Source organism: Klebsiella sp. C360, from assembly GCF_048822415.1.
Lineage (GTDB): Bacteria > Pseudomonadota > Gammaproteobacteria > Enterobacterales > Enterobacteriaceae > Klebsiella > Klebsiella quasipneumoniae.
Map to the genome: position 1 here is coordinate 343411 of NZ_JBMEZZ010000006.1, position 16310 is coordinate 359720.

The 16310-nt window shown below is 60.7% G+C and carries 16 protein-coding genes; 10 read left to right on the forward strand and 6 right to left on the reverse strand.

Translation table 11 applies throughout. From position 1 onward, the window contains the following. The first annotated feature begins 154 nt into the window (after positions 1 to 154). The 5 genes from ACOI7D_RS18365 (at position 155) to ACOI7D_RS18385 (ending at position 6830) form a co-directional block, all read left to right on the forward strand. Complete coding sequence (locus ACOI7D_RS18365; RefSeq protein WP_109547565.1) at positions 155 to 1639, forward strand: aldehyde dehydrogenase family protein; 1485 nt, start codon at positions 155 to 157, stop codon at positions 1637 to 1639. Between the two features lie 229 nt (positions 1640 to 1868). Next, a complete protein-coding gene (pheP, locus tag ACOI7D_RS18370) occupies positions 1869 to 3245 on the forward strand; it encodes a phenylalanine transporter (RefSeq protein ID WP_023288717.1) in 1377 nt (458 codons plus the stop codon). A 187-nt stretch (positions 3246 to 3432) separates the two neighbouring features. Continuing rightward, the gene (locus tag ACOI7D_RS18375) at positions 3433 to 4638 is read left to right on the forward strand and encodes an MFS transporter (RefSeq protein ID WP_072096478.1); all 1206 of its coding nucleotides are present in this window, start codon (positions 3433 to 3435) and stop codon (positions 4636 to 4638) included. A 16-nt stretch (positions 4639 to 4654) separates the two neighbouring features. After that, a complete protein-coding gene (locus ACOI7D_RS18380; protein WP_109546579.1) occupies positions 4655 to 5677 on the forward strand; it encodes a sugar phosphate isomerase/epimerase family protein in 1023 nt (340 codons plus the stop codon). A gap of 1 nt (position 5678) precedes the next feature. Continuing rightward, a complete protein-coding gene (locus ACOI7D_RS18385; RefSeq protein WP_087776295.1) occupies positions 5679 to 6830 on the forward strand; it encodes a Gfo/Idh/MocA family protein in 1152 nt (383 codons plus the stop codon). 33 nt (positions 6831 to 6863) lie between these two features. Here the strand turns inward: ACOI7D_RS18385 and ACOI7D_RS18390 are convergent, their stop codons facing one another. Continuing rightward, positions 6864 to 7280 (reverse strand): Exc2 family lipoprotein, encoded by a 417-nt coding sequence (locus ACOI7D_RS18390; RefSeq protein WP_023288721.1) that lies wholly within the window; start codon positions 7278 to 7280, stop codon positions 6864 to 6866. Between the two features lie 248 nt (positions 7281 to 7528). Here ACOI7D_RS18390 and ACOI7D_RS18395 point away from each other — a divergent pair, with 248 nt between their 5' ends. Beyond that, positions 7529 to 8509 (forward strand): LacI family DNA-binding transcriptional regulator, encoded by a 981-nt coding sequence (locus ACOI7D_RS18395; RefSeq protein ID WP_109546578.1) that lies wholly within the window; start codon positions 7529 to 7531, stop codon positions 8507 to 8509. 2 nt (positions 8510 to 8511) lie between these two features. Here the strand turns inward: ACOI7D_RS18395 and ACOI7D_RS18400 are convergent, their stop codons facing one another. Then, on the reverse strand, positions 8512 to 9756 hold the full coding sequence (locus ACOI7D_RS18400; RefSeq protein ID WP_281166491.1) for a mechanosensitive ion channel family protein: 1245 nt from the start codon (positions 9754 to 9756) through the stop codon (positions 8512 to 8514). A gap of 70 nt (positions 9757 to 9826) precedes the next feature. Then, positions 9827 to 11254, reverse strand: coding sequence for an MFS transporter (locus ACOI7D_RS18405; protein WP_048296961.1), 1428 nt, complete (start codon positions 11252 to 11254; stop codon positions 9827 to 9829). Between the two features lie 108 nt (positions 11255 to 11362). Between ACOI7D_RS18405 and ACOI7D_RS18410 the strand changes: the two genes are divergently transcribed. The 4 genes from ACOI7D_RS18410 to ACOI7D_RS18425 all read left to right on the forward strand — a co-directional run bounded on the left by ACOI7D_RS18410 (position 11363) and on the right by ACOI7D_RS18425 (position 14400). Beyond that, positions 11363 to 12229 (forward strand): helix-turn-helix transcriptional regulator, encoded by an 867-nt coding sequence (locus tag ACOI7D_RS18410; protein WP_117140809.1) that lies wholly within the window; start codon positions 11363 to 11365, stop codon positions 12227 to 12229. A gap of 345 nt (positions 12230 to 12574) precedes the next feature. After that, the gene (locus ACOI7D_RS18415) at positions 12575 to 13618 is read left to right on the forward strand and encodes a DUF2157 domain-containing protein (RefSeq protein WP_109546575.1); all 1044 of its coding nucleotides are present in this window, start codon (positions 12575 to 12577) and stop codon (positions 13616 to 13618) included. 184 nt (positions 13619 to 13802) lie between these two features. Beyond that, complete coding sequence (locus tag ACOI7D_RS18420; protein ID WP_049013659.1) at positions 13803 to 14120, forward strand: type II toxin-antitoxin system RelE/ParE family toxin; 318 nt, start codon at positions 13803 to 13805, stop codon at positions 14118 to 14120. Continuing rightward, positions 14113 to 14400 carry a helix-turn-helix domain-containing protein gene (locus ACOI7D_RS18425; RefSeq protein ID WP_049013658.1) on the forward strand — a complete coding sequence of 96 codons (288 nt, stop codon included), beginning with the start codon at positions 14113 to 14115 and terminating at the stop codon, positions 14398 to 14400. Before ACOI7D_RS18420 ends, ACOI7D_RS18425 begins: the two co-directional genes overlap by 8 nt. 156 nt (positions 14401 to 14556) lie before the next feature. Here ACOI7D_RS18425 and nfsB read toward each other — a convergent pair whose 3' ends face one another. From nfsB to ACOI7D_RS18440, 3 genes are all read right to left on the reverse strand, one after another. Next, entirely contained in the window at positions 14557 to 15210 is a 654-nt protein-coding gene (gene nfsB / locus ACOI7D_RS18430; RefSeq protein WP_023288731.1) for an oxygen-insensitive NAD(P)H nitroreductase, read from the reverse strand. Between the two features lie 119 nt (positions 15211 to 15329). Next, entirely contained in the window at positions 15330 to 15698 is a 369-nt protein-coding gene (locus ACOI7D_RS18435) for an MmcQ/YjbR family DNA-binding protein (protein ID WP_004202487.1), read from the reverse strand. Further along, the gene (locus ACOI7D_RS18440) at positions 15695 to 16279 is read right to left on the reverse strand and encodes a TetR/AcrR family transcriptional regulator (RefSeq protein ID WP_023288732.1); all 585 of its coding nucleotides are present in this window, start codon (positions 16277 to 16279) and stop codon (positions 15695 to 15697) included. Before ACOI7D_RS18440 ends, ACOI7D_RS18435 begins: the two co-directional genes overlap by 4 nt. Between the last annotated feature and the right edge of the window lie 31 nt (positions 16280 to 16310).

Below are 16310 nucleotides of genomic sequence, written 5' to 3' on the forward strand. Positions count from 1 at the left end.
TACCCTGTGGTCTTGCCTCGCTCAAGTGCCTCATCACAGCATGCCGCGCGGGCGTTGAATATCGTCCGGAAGAATGACGTTCTTTAGAACGATGGGCGGCGGCGGGAAGCCGTGCTGTGATGGGCCAACGTTGCTGAAAAAACGGGTACTGACGATGAGCGAGATAACCTTACTGGCGGAAGTGACCGCCTTTTTACGCCAGCCGCACGGGCAGTTTATCGCCGGTGAGCGAGAGGCGGGCCGCGGCGCGCCGTTTGCGGTGATCAACCCGGCCACCGGGCGGGCGATCGCCGAGGTCACCGCGGCGGATAGCGACCAGGCGGACCGCGCGGTAGAGAGCGCCCGCCAGGCGTTTAGTCAGTGGCGCGAAATGCCGACGCTGGCGCGCGGAACCTTGCTGCTGAAGCTGGCGGATGCCCTGGCTGAGCATCGCGAAGCGCTGGCGCAGCTGGAAAGTCTCTGCTCCGGTAAGACCATCACCCTGGCGCGGATGTTAGAGCTGGATCAATCAGTCGCGTTCCTGCGCTACTTCGCCGGCTGGGCGGGGAAAGTGACCGGCGAAACGCTGGATGTGTCGCTGCCGTCGATGGCCGGGGAGAAATATACCGCCTTCACCCGCCGCCAGCCGCTGGGGGTGGTGGTGGGCATCGTGCCGTGGAACTTCTCCATCATGATTGCCGTCTGGAAGCTGGCGGCGGCCCTGGTCTGCGGCTGCACCATCGTCCTCAAGCCGAGCGAGTATACGCCGCTGACGCTGCTGCGCGTGGCGGAGCTGGCGAAAGCGGTGGGTATTCCGGACGGGGTGATTAACGTGGTCAACGGCGCCGGCGGCGAGATTGCTCAGCGGCTGATTACCCATCCGGCCTGCGCCAAGGTGAGCTTCACCGGCTCGGTGGCCACCGGCGAGAAAGTCCAGCAGTCGGCTGGCGCTTTCGGTAAACGGGTGACCCTTGAGCTGGGGGGCAAAAACGCCGCGCTGTTTCTTGACGACCTGACGCCGGAGGCGATGGTCAACGGCATTCTTGAAGCCGGCTACCTGAACCAGGGGCAGATTTGCGCCGCCGCGGAGCGCTTTTATCTGCCGCAGGGCAAACTGGATGCGGTGCTGGCGCTGCTGAAAGAAAGACTCAGCGCCTTCACGCCGGGATCGCCGCTGGATGAGCGCACGCTGATGGGGCCGCTGGCCAATCGCCAGCAGCATGAAAAAGTATTGCGGCTCATTCAGACCGCCCGCGACGAGGGCGATACCATCGTCTGCGGCGGCGAAGCGCTGCCGGGGGAGGGCTATTTCCTGCAGCCGACCGCGGTTAAAGTCCGCAGTGAAGAGAGCACCCTGATGCGCGAGGAGACCTTCGGCCCGGTGTGCAGCTTTATCGGCTATCACAGTGAAGACGAGGCGCTGGCGCGAATTAATGCTTCGCCATATGGCCTGGCGGCCAGCGTCTGGTCGGATAATATTCGTCAGGCGCTACGCTACTCGGAGGCGATTGAGGCCGGCATCGTATGGGTCAATATGCATACCTTCCTCGACCCGGCGGTACCGTTCGGCGGCATGAAGGGCTCGGGCATCGGGCGCGAATTCGGCAGCGCGTTTATCGATGATTATACGGAGCTGAAGTCGGTGATGGTGCGATATTAAGTTTTCCTGACCGGGCTACAGGCGTCTGCGTAGGGCCGGTAAGCGCAGCGCCACCGGGCAAAGAGAGCGGGTAGTCAACCGCGTATGTGCCGGACGACGACGCCTTGCCCGGCCTGGGATCGTGCAAGCGTGGGGGGAATCTAGCCGCCGCCATAGCCCCACGCAACTTGCGACAATCCCCCCTAAGTGATAAAAGGTGCCCCTTCGCAAAAACACACAGGGGAACGACGTGAAAGACGCGTCAACGTCGTCGGATGCCGTAGAAGAGAGCGGCCCGACGCTTCATCGCGGTTTACAGAACCGACACATTCAACTTATCGCCCTTGGCGGCGCGATTGGCACCGGCCTGTTTCTCGGCATTGGTCCGGCGATTCAAATGGCCGGCCCGGCGGTCTTGCTGGGCTACGCGGTGGCCGGGATTGTCGCTTTTCTGATCATGCGCCAGCTGGGCGAAATGGTGGTGGAAGAGCCGGTATCCGGCTCCTTTGCCCACTTTGCCTACAAATACTGGGGCCCGTTCGCCGGCTTCCTGTCCGGCTGGAACTACTGGGTGATGTTCGTGCTGGTGGGAATGGCGGAGCTGACCGCCGCCGGGATCTACATGCAGTACTGGCTGCCCGACGTTCCGACCTGGATCTGGGCGGCGGCCTTCTTCCTCATTATTAACGCCGTCAACCTGGTCAACGTGCGCCTGTATGGCGAAGCGGAGTTCTGGTTCGCGCTGATAAAAGTGCTGGCGATTATCGGCATGATTGCCTTTGGCCTGTGGATGCTGTTTGGCGGCCACGGCGGCAGCAAGGCGGGTTTCGATAACCTGTGGAAGCACGGCGGTTTCTTTGCCACCGGCTGGCACGGTCTTATCCTGTCGCTGGCGGTGATCATGTTCTCCTTCGGCGGGCTGGAGCTTATCGGCATCACCGCCGCGGAAGCGCAAAATCCGGAAAAGAGCATTCCGAAAGCGGTCAACCAGGTGGTTTATCGTATCCTGCTGTTCTATATCGGTTCGCTGGTGGTGCTGCTGGCGCTCTACCCGTGGGTGGAGATCAAATCCGACAGCAGCCCGTTTGTGATGATTTTCCATCATCTCGACAGCAACCTGGTGGCGTCCGCGCTGAACTTCGTCATTCTGGTGGCTTCGCTGTCGGTGTATAACAGCGGCGTGTACTCCAACAGCCGGATGCTGTTCGGCCTGTCGGTGCAGGGCAATGCGCCGACCTTCCTCGCCCGCGTCAGCAAGCGCGGCGTGCCGGTGAACTCTCTGTTGCTCTCGGGAATTATCACCTCGCTGGTGGTGGTGCTGAACTACCTGCTGCCGCATGAAGCGCTGGGACTGCTGATGGCCCTGGTGGTGGCGACGCTGCTGCTGAACTGGATCATGATCTGCATGGCGCACCTGAAGTTCCGCGCCGCCCAGCGCCGCAAAGGGCGTGAGTCGAAGTTTAAAGCGCTGCTGGCGCCCGCCAGCAACTACTTCTGCATTGCTTTCCTTGGGCTGATTCTGGCGCTGATGTGCACGATCGACGGGATGCGCCTGTCGGCGATCCTGCTGCCGGTGTGGATCCTGTTCCTGTTTATCGCCTTCAAACTGCTGCGCCGCCCGGCGTAAGCGAGATGCCCCGCCGTCCGGCGGGGCTGCCTGCCTTTTTATTGTGATCCTCTTCGCAGGTGGCGCATTTGCCTGGCGATCTTCTTTTTGTAATCGATTACTTTTGTTTTGAGCGATTTTGTAATCGATTACTTTTCTGAGGGCGAGCAACATGGTCACAACAACAGAAGGTCGGGAAAGTGTCCGCGTGAGCCACCGTTTTCTGGTGCCGCGGCTGTCGTTAATGATGTTTATGCAGTTCTTTATCTGGGGCAGCTGGTCGGTGACCCTGGGGCTGGTCATGACCCGCTATGAGATGTCATTGCTGATCGGCGATGCGTTCTCCGCCGGGCCGATCGCCTCCATCCTGTCTCCCTTTGTGCTGGGGATGCTGGTGGATCGCTTTTTCGCCTCGCAGAAGGTGATGGCGGTGATGCACCTGGCCGGGGCGGCGATCCTGTGGTTTGTCCCCCAGGCGCTGGTGGCGCAGAACGGCGCGCTGCTGATTGGCCTGCTGTTCGGCTATACGCTGTGCTACATGCCGACCCTGGCGCTGACCAACAATATCGCCTTCCACAGCCTGGCTAACGTCGATAAAACCTTTCCGGTGGTCCGCGTGTTCGGCACCATCGGCTGGATTATCGCCGGGATCTGCATCGGGGTGACCGGCATCTCTGACACCACCGGCATCTTCACCCTGGCGGCGCTCTGTTCGGTGGCGCTGGCGATCTACAGCCTGACGCTGCCCCACACCCCGGCGCCGGCCAAAGGCATGCCGGTTCAGTTTCGCGATCTGCTGTGCGCGGACGCCTTCGCGCTGCTGAAAACGCGCCATTTCCTGATTTTTTCCCTCTGCGCCACCTTAATTTCCGTGCCGTTAGGTACCTATTACGCCTATACCGCGTCGTATCTGGCGGATGCCGGCGTTAAGGATGTCAGCACCGCGATGTCCTTCGGCCAGATGTCAGAGATCGTCTTTATGCTGGTGATCCCGCTGCTGTTCCGTCGCCTCGGGGTGAAATACATGCTGCTTATCGGCATGGCGGCGTGGTTTGTGCGCTATGCCTTTTTCGCCCTCGGCGTCAGCGAAGAGGGGCGCTTCCTGCTCTATCTCGGCATTTTGCTGCACGGCGTGTGCTATGACTTTTTCTTTGTCGTCGGCTTTATCTACACCGACCGCGTGGCGGGCGAGAAGGTCAAAGGCCAGGCGCAGAGCATGATTGTGATGTTCACCTACGGGATCGGCATGCTGCTGGGCTCGCAGATCTCCGGCGCGCTGTATAACCATCTGGTGGCCGGGCAGAGCGTGCCGCAGGCCTGGGTGACCTTCTGGTGGATCCCGGCGGTGGCCGCCGCGGTTATCGCGCTGATTTTCCTTTTCTCTTTCCAGTACAACGAGAAAGAGCCGCACTAATTTTTCAGGAGGGGGTATGAAAACGATTAAGGGACCGGGCATTTTTCTGGCGCAGTTTATCGGCCCGCAGGCGCCGTTTAACACGCTGGAGGGGGTGGCGCAGTGGGCCGCCGGCCTGGGGTACAAGGCATTGCAGATCCCCTGTAACCACCCGGCGATTTTCGATGTCGATCGGGCGGCGGCGAGCCAGACCTACTGCGACGAGGTCAGCGGTGTCCTGGCGGAGCATGGGCTGGCGATCAGCGAGCTGTCCACCCACCTTGAAGGACAGCTGGTGGCGGTGCATCCGGCGTATGACGCGGCGTTTGACGCCTTTGCTCCGGCGGCGCTGCATGGCGATCCGCAGGCGCGCCAGCGCTGGGCGGTGGAGAAGGTCAAGCAGGCGGCGGTGGCCTCCGGTCGCCTGGGGCTGAAGGCCCATGCGACCTTTTCCGGGGCGCTGGCATGGCCCTTTTTTTATCCATGGCCGCCGCACAATCAGCCGCTTCTGGATGAGGCCTTTGCCGAGCTGGCCCGGCGCTGGCGGCCGCTGCTGGACCTCTTCGACGAGCAGGGCGTTGATGTCTGCTACGAGATCCACCCCGGCGAAGACCTGCATGATGGCGTGACCTTTGAGCGTTTTCTCGTGCGGGTGGATAACCATCCGCGCTGCAATATGCTCTATGACCCGAGCCACCTGCATCTGCAGCAGATGGACTACCTGACCTATATCGATATCTATCATTCGCGTATTAAAGCGTTTCACGTCAAGGACGCCGAATTTCGCCGCAACGGGCGCAATGGCGTCTACGGCGGCTATCAGCCCTGGCAGCAGCGGGCTGGCCGTTTCCGCTCTCCCGGCGACGGGCAGATCGACTTCAAAGGGGTGTTCAGTAAGCTGACCGAATATGATTTTGACGGCTGGGCGGTGCTGGAGTGGGAGTGCTGCCTGAAGGACGCCGAGACCGGCGCGCGCGAGGGCAGCGAGTTTATTCGTCGCCATATCATTCCCGTTGCCGGGCGGGCCTTCGATGACTTTGCCGCCGGCGGGAGGGAATAATATGATTCAGGTCGCGATTATCGGGGCAGGGTTTATTGGTCCGGCGCATCTGGAGGCGCTGCGGCGGCTGGGGGATATCGAGGTGGTGGCGCTGTGCGACAGCAGCCTTGAGGCGGCGCAGCGCAAGGCGCGAGCGCTGAATATTGCCCATGCCTACGACAGCGTGGAGGCGCTGCTGGCCCATCCGGGGCTGCAGGTGGTGCATAACTGTACGCCGAACCATCTGCATGCCCAGATTAACCGGCAGATCCTCGCCGCCGGGCTGCACGTCTTCTCCGAAAAACCGCTGTGTATGACGGCGGAGGAGGCGCGGGAGCTGGTGACGCTTGCCGCCCGGGCCGGCGTGGTGCACGGCGTCAGCTTCGTCTATCGCCAGTTCGCCATGGTCCAGCAGGCGGCGGCGATGATCCGCCATGGCGATGTCGGCAGAATCTTCGCGGCGCACGGCAGCTATTTACAGGACTGGATGCTGCTGGAGACCGACTACAACTGGCGGGTTGATGCGGCGCAGGGCGGCGCGTCGCGGACGGTGGCCGATATCGGCTCCCACTGGTGCGATACCGTGCAGTTTATGACCGGTCGGCGGATTGTCGAGGTGATGGCGGATCTGTCTATCGTCTGGCCGACGCGTAAAGCGCCAGTGAATGGCAAAGCGACCTTCAGCGCCGTTCACGAGGCGCAGGGATATGAAACCCGGCCTGTCGATACCGAGGACTTTGGCTCAGTGCTGTTGCGTTTTGACGATGGCAGCAAAGGCAGCTTTATGGTCTCTCAGGTGAGCGCCGGGCGGAAAAACCGTCTGGCGGTGGAGATTAACGGCAGCCGCTGTTCTCTGGCCTGGGATCAGGAAGTGCCCCAGCGGCTGTGGATTGGCCATCGCGAGCAGCCGGATCGGCGGCTCAGCGACGACCCCAGCCTGCTGCGGCCGGAGATCGCTGACAGCGCCCATTACCCCGGCGGCCATATTGAGGGCTGGCCGGACGCCTTTAAGAATATGATGGGCCATTTTTATCAGGCGGTGCGCGCCGGGAAGATGCCGGAGGCCGGGGCCCGGCGCTTCGCCGCTTTCGACGACGGCGCCGATGTGATGTACATCATCGAGGCGATCGTCAAAAGCCATCAGCAGCAGCGCTGGGTGAGCGTCGAACGCTGAATTCTGGCGGGGCGCAGGACGCGCGCCGCCGGGTTATTTCACCCCAAGATAGCCGTCGAGATAGGCCCCGGAGAGCTCATTGCCGAACAGGACGGCATCTTTATTTTCCATCGCATTATCCCATTTGTCGCTGGCGTTGCCGGTAAAGGCGTGCTCGGTGCGGGTGCCCTGCGCCGCCTGTTGTTTGATGGCCTCGGCGGTGCGGCGGGCGTCGCTTTCGCTCATGCCAGCGGCTTTATCCTGCTGGCCGCGGGCGTACATCGCCGTGAAGGTTGGCAGGTTTAAACGGTAATTTTCCTGACGGTTGACGGTGAAGTTGCCGCCGACAAAATCGGATCGGTGGGCGACGAACGCGTAGGCGTGGCGTTCCGGTGACGATTTTGACGAGGTGCAGCCGGTGATCGTTACCAGGGCACAGCTGAGGGCGAGAATCGCGGTGGAGAGCCTCATGGGGATATCATCCTTAATCATAAAAGCACAAATGGGGCGCAGGCGGTCTGTTGCGCCTCCTGCGCTAATAAGCATATGAAACGGCAAAAGGATGCGCGTTAACGGGGCGGGAGAGAAGCCCTGATTATTAATAGTTTCCCGAGACACCGTCTTACTGAGCCGCGCTTGCGCGCCAGGCTGGCAGGCCAACCAGAGGTCATTTATGATAGCCTGCAGGATCCACCTCTATCGCAGGAAGTGCAGGGTTTATGTCTATTCAGAAAATTGCTCGTCTGGCCGGCGTTTCGGTGGCCACGGTGTCGCGGGTGCTGAACAACAGCGATACGGTAAAAGCCAAAAACCGTGAGCGCGTGCTGCAGGCGATCAAAGAGAGCAACTATCAGCCGAACCTGCTGGCGCGACAGCTGCGAACCGCCCGCAGCAATATGATCCTGGTGATGGTCTCCAATATCGCTAACCCCTTTTGCGCCGAGGTGGTGAAAGGGATAGAAGAAGAGGCGGAAAAGAACGGCTACCGCATTCTGCTGTGTAACTCCGGGTCGGATCTGGCCCGCTCGACCTCCGGCCTGCAGCTGCTCTCCGGCAAAATGGTCGATGGCATTATCACCATGAACGCGCTCTCCAGCCTGCCGGAACTGACCACCATGATTGGCGATGCGCCCTGGGTGCAGTGCGCGGAGTATGCCGACACCGGCAGCATCTCCTGCGTCGGGATTAACGACGTCGAGGCGGCCCAGGGGGCGGTGTCCCGGCTGGCCGACGGCGGCCGCCGGCGCATCGCGCTCATTAATCACGACCTCAGCTATCGCTACGCTCGTCTGCGCGAGCGCGGCTATAAAAGCGTGCTGCACGTGCACGGTCTGGCGTATCAGCAGGTAACCTACGCGCAGGATCTTAGCGCGGCGGCCGGTAAACGGGCGATGGAGCAGCTGCTGTCGCAAGATGAGAAGCCCGACGCGGTATTTGCCGTATCGGACTCCCTTGCCGCCGGGGCGCTGCGGGCGATTGACCAGGCCGGGCTGCGGGTGCCGGAGGATATCGCGGTGATCGGCTTCGACGGCACCGAGCTGGCGGAAGTGGTCTCCCCGCAGCTGACCACCGTTGAACAGCCCTCCCGGGCGATCGGCCGCACGGCGGTGGGTCTGTTAATGAAACGCATCGACGATCCCGACGCCGCCGTCGAGCGGGTGATGATGGACTGGCGCGTGATAGCCCGCGCCAGCGCCTGAGGTCAGCGGGGGAAGGCCCCCGCCAGCGCGCGAATGTCGTTGCCGGTGGGCGTTTGATGAATGCGTAAGCCAAACTCCTCCACCACGGCGAAGACATGGTCGAAAATATCCGCCTGGATCCCCTCATATTCCGCCCACACCACGGTGTTGGTGAAGCAGTAGATCTCGATCGGCAAGCCGTTGGCATCCGGCGCCAGCTGGCGCACCATCAGGGTCATATCCTGGCGGATGCGCGGATGATGACGTAAATACTCCTGCAGATAGGCGCGGAAGGTGCCGACATTGGTCATTCGGCGCTCGTTGAGGACCGATTGCTCCCCGGCATACTGCTGGTTCCAGGCGCTAATCTCCTCGTGGCGCGAATCCATATAGGGTTTAAGCAACTTCGCCCGGATCAAGCGCTGCTGCTCCTGTTCATCGAGGAAATGAATGCTGGTGGTGTCGATGTTGAGGCTGCGCTTAATGCGGCGGCCGCCGGAGGCCGACATCCCGCTCCAGTTTTTAAATGAGTCGGAGACCAGCGACCAGGTTGGAATGGTGGTGATGGTGTTGTCCCAGTTGCGTACCTTGACCGTGGTGAGGCCGATATCGATCACCGCGCCGTCGGTGCCGTACTTCGGCATCTCCAGCCAGTCGCCAAGCTTGAGCATATCGTTGGCCGAGAGCTGGATACCGGCCACCAGACCAAGGATCGGATCTTTAAATACCAGCATCAGTACCGCGGCCATGGCGCCGAGCCCGCTAATCAGGATCGCTGGCGACTGGCCTATCAGCAGGGAAATAATCAGGATGCCGATAATAATCGCCGTCACCAGCTTAATTCCCTGGAATATCCCCTTCAGCGGTAACTGAGAGGCGGCGGGAAATTTCTGCGCCAGCTTTAAGATCACATCCAGCAGCGAGAAGAAGGACAGCATGGCATATATCATCACCCATAGCTGAGCCACGGTGGTTAATATTTCCGCGGCCTCGCTGCCTTTTTGCAGCCACAGCACCGCCTGCACGTTAACGATGATCCCCTGCAGGGTAAAGGCCAGTCGGTGAAAGAGCTTATTCTGCGTGATGATTTGCAACCACAGATGGCTGCTGGCCAACGCCCGTTTTTCAAAAGCGCGCAGGACCACTTTGTGCAATATCAGATGCACGGCGACGGCGGTGAACAAGATAATGCCGAAGATAATCATCAGCGAGCGGGTGGGGGTTATTTCGATTCCTAAGGCGGCAATTTGCGATATTAATTCCTGCATAACGTCTCCTGAATATCCAGCGGGTATGATGACCGCTGGATAACGATTATGCAAATTACCGCCGCCGGTATTACGACGCCGCCGTCGCCGGCTGTCGGTTGAGATGATGGCGCAGCCACAGCGCGATGGCCCCCAGCAACAGCATCATGGCCACCTCGACCAGCAGAAAATCAATCAGCGCCTGCGGATAGTTTCCGCCGCCGCGGCGGGCCAGCGCCAGAAACAGCGAACCGAGGATAGCCGGCCCGAGACCGAGGGTCGCCTGCTGCAGGGTGCTGAGGATGGCGCTCCCGGCCCCGGCGTCGCTGGCGCTGATATCGCGCATGCCAATGCGGTAAAAGCTGTTGACGATCAGCGCCTGACCGTAGCCGATCAGCGCCGTGGCGGGGACCAGCGTCAGGGCGGTGGTGGCGATGCCGAAGCGGGAGAAGGTGGCGCACAGCAGCAGTAGCCCGGCGATCTGCACCGTCAGACCGGTCAACAGGATCCGCCCCATGCTGTAGCGGGCGATAAGCCGCGGGGCATACAGCGCCGAAATAAAATAGGCCACGCCGAGGGCGATAAAGCTATTGCCGGACTGCCATGGCGCCATCCCCAGCCCCTCCTGCATGGTCAGCGCCATGCAGAACATAAAGCCGGACCAGGCGCTGAAGAACAGCAGGGCGATGGCCATCCCGAAGCGGATGCTGGTCAACTGCAGCAGACGCGGCGGCAGCAGGGGATGGTCGCCGCGCTGCTGCTGGCGCAGGGCGCTCTGACGCATGGCGAACAGCAGCGGCAGGACCGCCACCAGCATCAGCTGCAGCCACAGCGGCCAGTGCAGCTCCGGACCGAGGGCCATCGGGAACAGCAGGCAGCAGAGGATGAGGGCGAGGTACAGGGTACCCTGCCAGTCAATCCGCGACGGCGTCTCACGACGGGTTTCCGGCACATAGCGGCGGCTCAGGGCCAGCACCAGCAGGCAGATCGGCACATTGATAAAAAAGGCGTTGCGCCAGCCCAGCCCGGCGATATCCGCCGATACCAGCCAGCCGCCGCCCATCTGACCGACGATAAACGCGATCCCGCCGATCCCGCCATACAGGCTGATGGCCCGGGCGTGGGCCGGGCCTTTGAGGGTGACGTGCAGGGTGGCGAGGATCTGCGGCACAATCAGCGCCGCCCCGGCGCCCTGCAGGGTGCGGGCGGCCAGCAGGGCGCTGATGCTGTTCGCCATGCCGCACAACAGGGAAGCGATGCCAAAGAGAGCGACGCCCCACATAAACAGGCGACGGCGGCCATAGTTATCGCCAAGCTTACTGCCCATCGCCAGGCAGACGGCAAAGGCGACGCCGTAGAGCGCGACGATAAGCTCCAGCTGCGTGGCGCTGGCCGCCAGGGTGTGGGTGATGGCGTCCAGCGCCACATTGGTGATCGAGGTATCAATAAGCGGCAGCATCTGGCCGCCCAGCAGCAGCCACAGACCGGCGCGGCCGGGTGAAACAGCAGACGTTTTCATGGGGTTCTCCATTGCGTCATTCAGCAGACCGACGTAGCATTACCGATAAATTAAACGGGTACCAGTTCCTGTCTATACTGGTACTGGAACTACCATGCTGGAGGGGTGATGACCACGATGCCGCAACGAGAGTCGACGTTCGCCGTGCCGGACGATCGGCGCAAACAGCTGGGGGCGTTTCTGCGCGCCCGGCGTGAGAGCCTCGATCCGCAGCGCCTGGGGTTGCCCCGGGTGGGCCGCCGGCGCACGCCGGGTCTGCGCCGGGAGGAGGTGGCGATGCTCGCCGACGTCGGCGTCACCTGGTACACCTGGCTGGAGCAAGGGCGGGAGGTGAATCCGTCGGAAGCGGTGCTGGTGGGGGTAGCGAATGCCCTGCAGTGCAGCCCGCTGGAGACCCGGCACCTGTTCGTACTCGCCGGGCTGACCCCGCCGGAAGCGACCCAGGTGACGGTATGTGAAGGCATCAGCCCCGGCACCCGGCGAATGCTCGACAGCCTGATGCCGCAGCCGGCCAGTATTCAAAAACCGAACTTTGATATTGTGGCCTGGAACGACAGCTTCTGCCGCCTGATGGGCATCGATTTCGCCACCCTCCCGGAAGAAGATCGCAACTGCATTTATCTGTATCTGACCCATGAGACCTGGCGCAGCCGGATCGAAAATCGCGATGTGCTGCCGACCTTCGTCTCCTATTTCCGCGCCGCGATGGCCGAGCACCGCGGCGATCCGGCATGGGAAAACAAACTGGCGCGCTTTTTCGCCGCCTCGCCGGAGTTTGACGCGCTGTGGCATCAGCGCTACGAGGTGCGCGGCGTGGAAAACCAGATTAAACATTTTAACCACCCGCAGCTCGGGCGATTCAGCCTGCAGCAGATGTACTGGTATTCGGCGCCGCGCAACGGTTCGCGCCTGCTGGTCTACCTGCCGATGGACGAGGCGGGCGAGCAGGCGCTGGCGTGGCTGGACCAACATTAATCACAAGGAATCAGATGGCTGGCAATGTGCCAACTTCGGGTATTGCCCCGGCCTGCCGGGAACGTCTCAGCGATGTTGAGGCCGCAACACCGGCAGTTTCAGCAGCCCCAGGCCCGGCGGTGATTAGGGACCGCAGGCCGGGTCAGGCGCAGCCGCCACCCGGCAATATGACGGGTATCGAGCCTGATATCATGCCCGGCGGCGCTGCGCTTACGCGGGCCCAGGTTGCGGGGTAACAATCTGATATATAAATGGTTAGGTAGGCCGGGTCAGGCGCAACTGCCACCCGCAGAAAGGCGAGCACATTAGCGAAAACAGGTTTGTCATCAGTCTCAAGGAATGCCTATGAACGTAACCCGAAAAGAGCAGCGCATTATTCAGCGCACGCTGAACGCCTGGCAGGCCAGCGGGGAGTTAACCCCGGCAGACAGCCAGCGGCTGGCGCAAACGCTGCGCGTCTCCTCCTTTGACTGGCGGCGCCTGAGCCGCTATGCCTTCTGGACCGCGCTGGCGTGTGTGCTGATTGCTCTGGGCAGTCTGTTCGCCGACAATGAACTGGTGGCGTGGCTGCTGAGCCTGTTCAGCCGCTTGGCGCTGACGCGGATCCTGCTACCTGCGCTGCTGGCTGTCGCCTGCTACGCCTGGGGTTTTCGCCGCCAGCGGCGGGAAACGCAGTGGCACTACAGCACGGAGGCGATTTTGTTTCTGGGCGTCGTCTTTACCGCGGTGGCGCTATGGCAGCTTGGTGAACGGCTGGATAACGGCAGCGGCCATATCGCGCCGCTGTTTCTGGCCGGATGCGTGATTTACGGCGCTATCGGCTATGCTGCCCGCTCCGGGCTGGTGTGGCTCTTTTTCCTGCTGGCGCTGGGCAACTGGTTTGGCGCGGAAACCGGCTACGTCTCGGGGTGGGGCGCCTACTGGCTGGGCATGAACTACCCGATTCGCTTCGTCCTGTTCGGCGGCGCGCTGCTGGCGCTCTGCTACGGCGCGCAGTCCCTGCTTCGCCAGCGGCAGCTGTTTACCGTCAGCAAGGCGATGGGCCTCACGTATCTGTTTATTGCGCTGTGGATCCTGTCGATTTTCGGCAATTACGACGCTGACAGCTGGTACAACGTAAGCCAGGCGCGACTCCTGCCGTGGGGGCTGCTGTTTGCCGCGGCGGCCGGCGTCTGCATTTTTATCAGTCTGAAAACCGATGACGCAATGCTGCGCGGCTTTGGGTTAACCTTCCTGGCGATCAATCTCTATACCCGCTTCTTTGAATTTTTCTGGAACGGGATGCACAAGGTGCTGTTTTTCCTGATCCTTGCCGTCTCGCTGGCGGTAATTGGCCGTTATGCCGAGCGCATCTGGCACGCGGGTGAAAGGCAGGTGGAGAACAACTAACCTCGCTTTGAGAACGCTAACCACTCAGGCCGCGCTAAGTCGCGGCTTTTTTTCGTCCATGATTCCAGTTTCAGCACGTTTTTCTGCGATTGGCAGCAAATGCGCATACGCTTGCCGGGCATCGGCAAAATTAGCCTTTAAGGCAATTTGCCTTATATGCTAACATTTAGAGGAAGGGAGTCTGATGTTCAGAATGGTTGTGCACGTGGACGTTAAAAAGGAATTGCAGGCGCTTCCGGCCATTGTCCAGGCGAAGATGATCAGGCAATTAGACAAGTTACGCCAAAATCCCACCGCGCTGAGAGAACCTGATAGTAAACCGCTGGGGCAGGGGCTATTCGAAATTCGGGCGTTAGGTTCGGTACAGGGGCGGGGGATTTACGTTTTTCAGCAAGGCAAGACGCTCTTTCTGCTACGGGTTTTTGTCAAGAAAACGCAAAAAACCCCGTCATCGGAAATTCGCCTGGCGCTGAAGCGATTAGAGGAGATGCGCAATGAGTAAAAAGATCATTGACTGGGATACGTTAAAAACGGAACTGCTCAGCCAGCCTGAGGTTCAGGCTGCGTTCGATGCGCAAGAACGTCAACATCGATTACGTACTATGCTGGCGCAATGGCGCGAGCAGGCGGGGCTGACCCGAGCCCAGGTGGCGCAGAGGATGGGGGTGAGTGCGCCAACGGTCTCCAGAATGGAAGCCAATATCACCCGCGCCAGTCTGGATACCTTAACGCGATACGCGTTAGCCTGCGGTATAAAGCACCCGCAAGTTTTACTTTATTAAATTAACGCGCCCGGCGGCGCTGCGCTTGCGCGGGCCTACGGTGAGGGCTAACCATCTGATATAGAGAGGGTTATGTAGGCCGGGTCAGGCGTAGCCGCCACCCGGCACTGACAAGCGACACCACAGGCGCCCGGTTAAAGGCGCCTTGTGGGGAGATTAGATCTCGGTAATCGTCGTCGACTGCGGCAGACGCGACTTCGGCAGGGAGGCGTTAAAGTCTTCAACGCTATGATGGCCGACCGGGACCACCACCAGGCTGGTGTAGCCCTGGGCTTTCAGGTCAAATTCCTCATCAAGGATCGCAAAATCAACCCCTTCAATCGGCACGGCGTCGAGACCCATCGCCGCTACGCCCAGCAGGAAATTGCCGACGTTGAGATACACCTGCTTCGCCATCCACTGATCGTCATCCTTCAGCTCTTTGCGGTGCATATCGGCAAAGAAAGTGCGACCCTTGTGGTTAGCGGCTTTTGCGTCCGGGGTGGCGAAACGGCCATCGGCCTCTTCCTGATCCACGACGCGCTGCAGCCAGGCGTCGTCCATCGCGGTTTTCGCGCAGAACACCACCACGTGCGAGGCGTCGAGAATTTTACGTTCGTTGAACACGTAGGTACCGCTGGCGGCTTTCGCCACGCGGGCTTTCCCTTCATCGGTGCTGGCGACGATAAAGTGCCACGGCTGGGAGTTGGTGCTAGACGGGCTGTACTGCAGCAGCGTTTTCAGCTGTTCCGCTTCCCCGGCAGTCAGCTTTTTCGTGGCGTCAAAGGCCTTGGTGGAATAGCGCTTCAAAGCGACCGATACGATATCCATAACTCTTCCTCACAGTTTACAGCACCTTACCGGTGCGTTCAGGAGAGGAAGAGTACAGCGAAGATCGCCAAATGATAAGGGTGAAAAATGCGATAACACTTATCGCGTTTGGCTGAAAATCAGCGCGGACGCAGGCGCTGCTGGGCCTTTTTGCTCAGCTTGTTCACCACCTGATGCCATGAGTCGTCAATCAGCTCGGCCAGCAGATCCTCGCTGATGTCGTCCCCCGGCACCACCGTGATCCAGTGTTTCTTGTTCATATGGTAGCCCGGTTCGATACTGCGATAAATTTCCTGATTGAGCAGCGACTTCTGCGGCTCGGCCTTGAGGTTGACCAGCGCCCGGCCGCGAATGGTCATGGTGATCATAAAGATGCGGCCGTCGACCTTAAACACGTCGTACTCCGGCCCAAAGGGCCAGCAGTGCTCGGTAAACGGGTAGGTCAGGGCGATACGGTGGGCGCAGGGGTGCAGCGTTTCCGGCGTCATTTGGCATCCGCCTCATGCAGGGCGTTCCACATGGCTTCAAAGCCAAGGGCGATAATCTCCCGGGCGCGCTGCGGATCGTGGCTGGCGAATTCGATAGTGGTTTCCGCCAGCGACAGAAACAGGGCATCGCCAAAGGCGCGATACGCTTCGCTGAGGAATATCTCTTTCACCGACAGCTGGCACATTTCGTTGAGCTCCGGAAAGCTCTCTTTCACCTGGCGGCGGGTTTCGTCCGTGATGCGCTCGCTGAGCGCCATCCGGCGGATCGCCTTGTGCTCCATCGGGTTGCGCACGCCCCAGTCGATATAGCTGTTCCAGATATTGCGCGCGTTCTCTTTCGGGCGCTTTTCGTCCGGATCCAGCCCGGCGATCATCATCCGCACCAGGCGCAGCTTAATGGCGAGGTACAGTTCGTTGAGCAACTCATCCTTGGTGGCGAAATAGCGAAACAGCGTCCCCTCGGCAACCCCGGCGCTGCGGGCGATGGCCGACGTTGAGGCGGCGATGCCGGACTGGGCGAAAGCCGCGGCGGCAGCTTCCAGTAACGCTTGCTTTTTATCTTCACTCTTTGGACGAGCCACTACATTTTTCCTCACGCAGGTTTAAACAAAC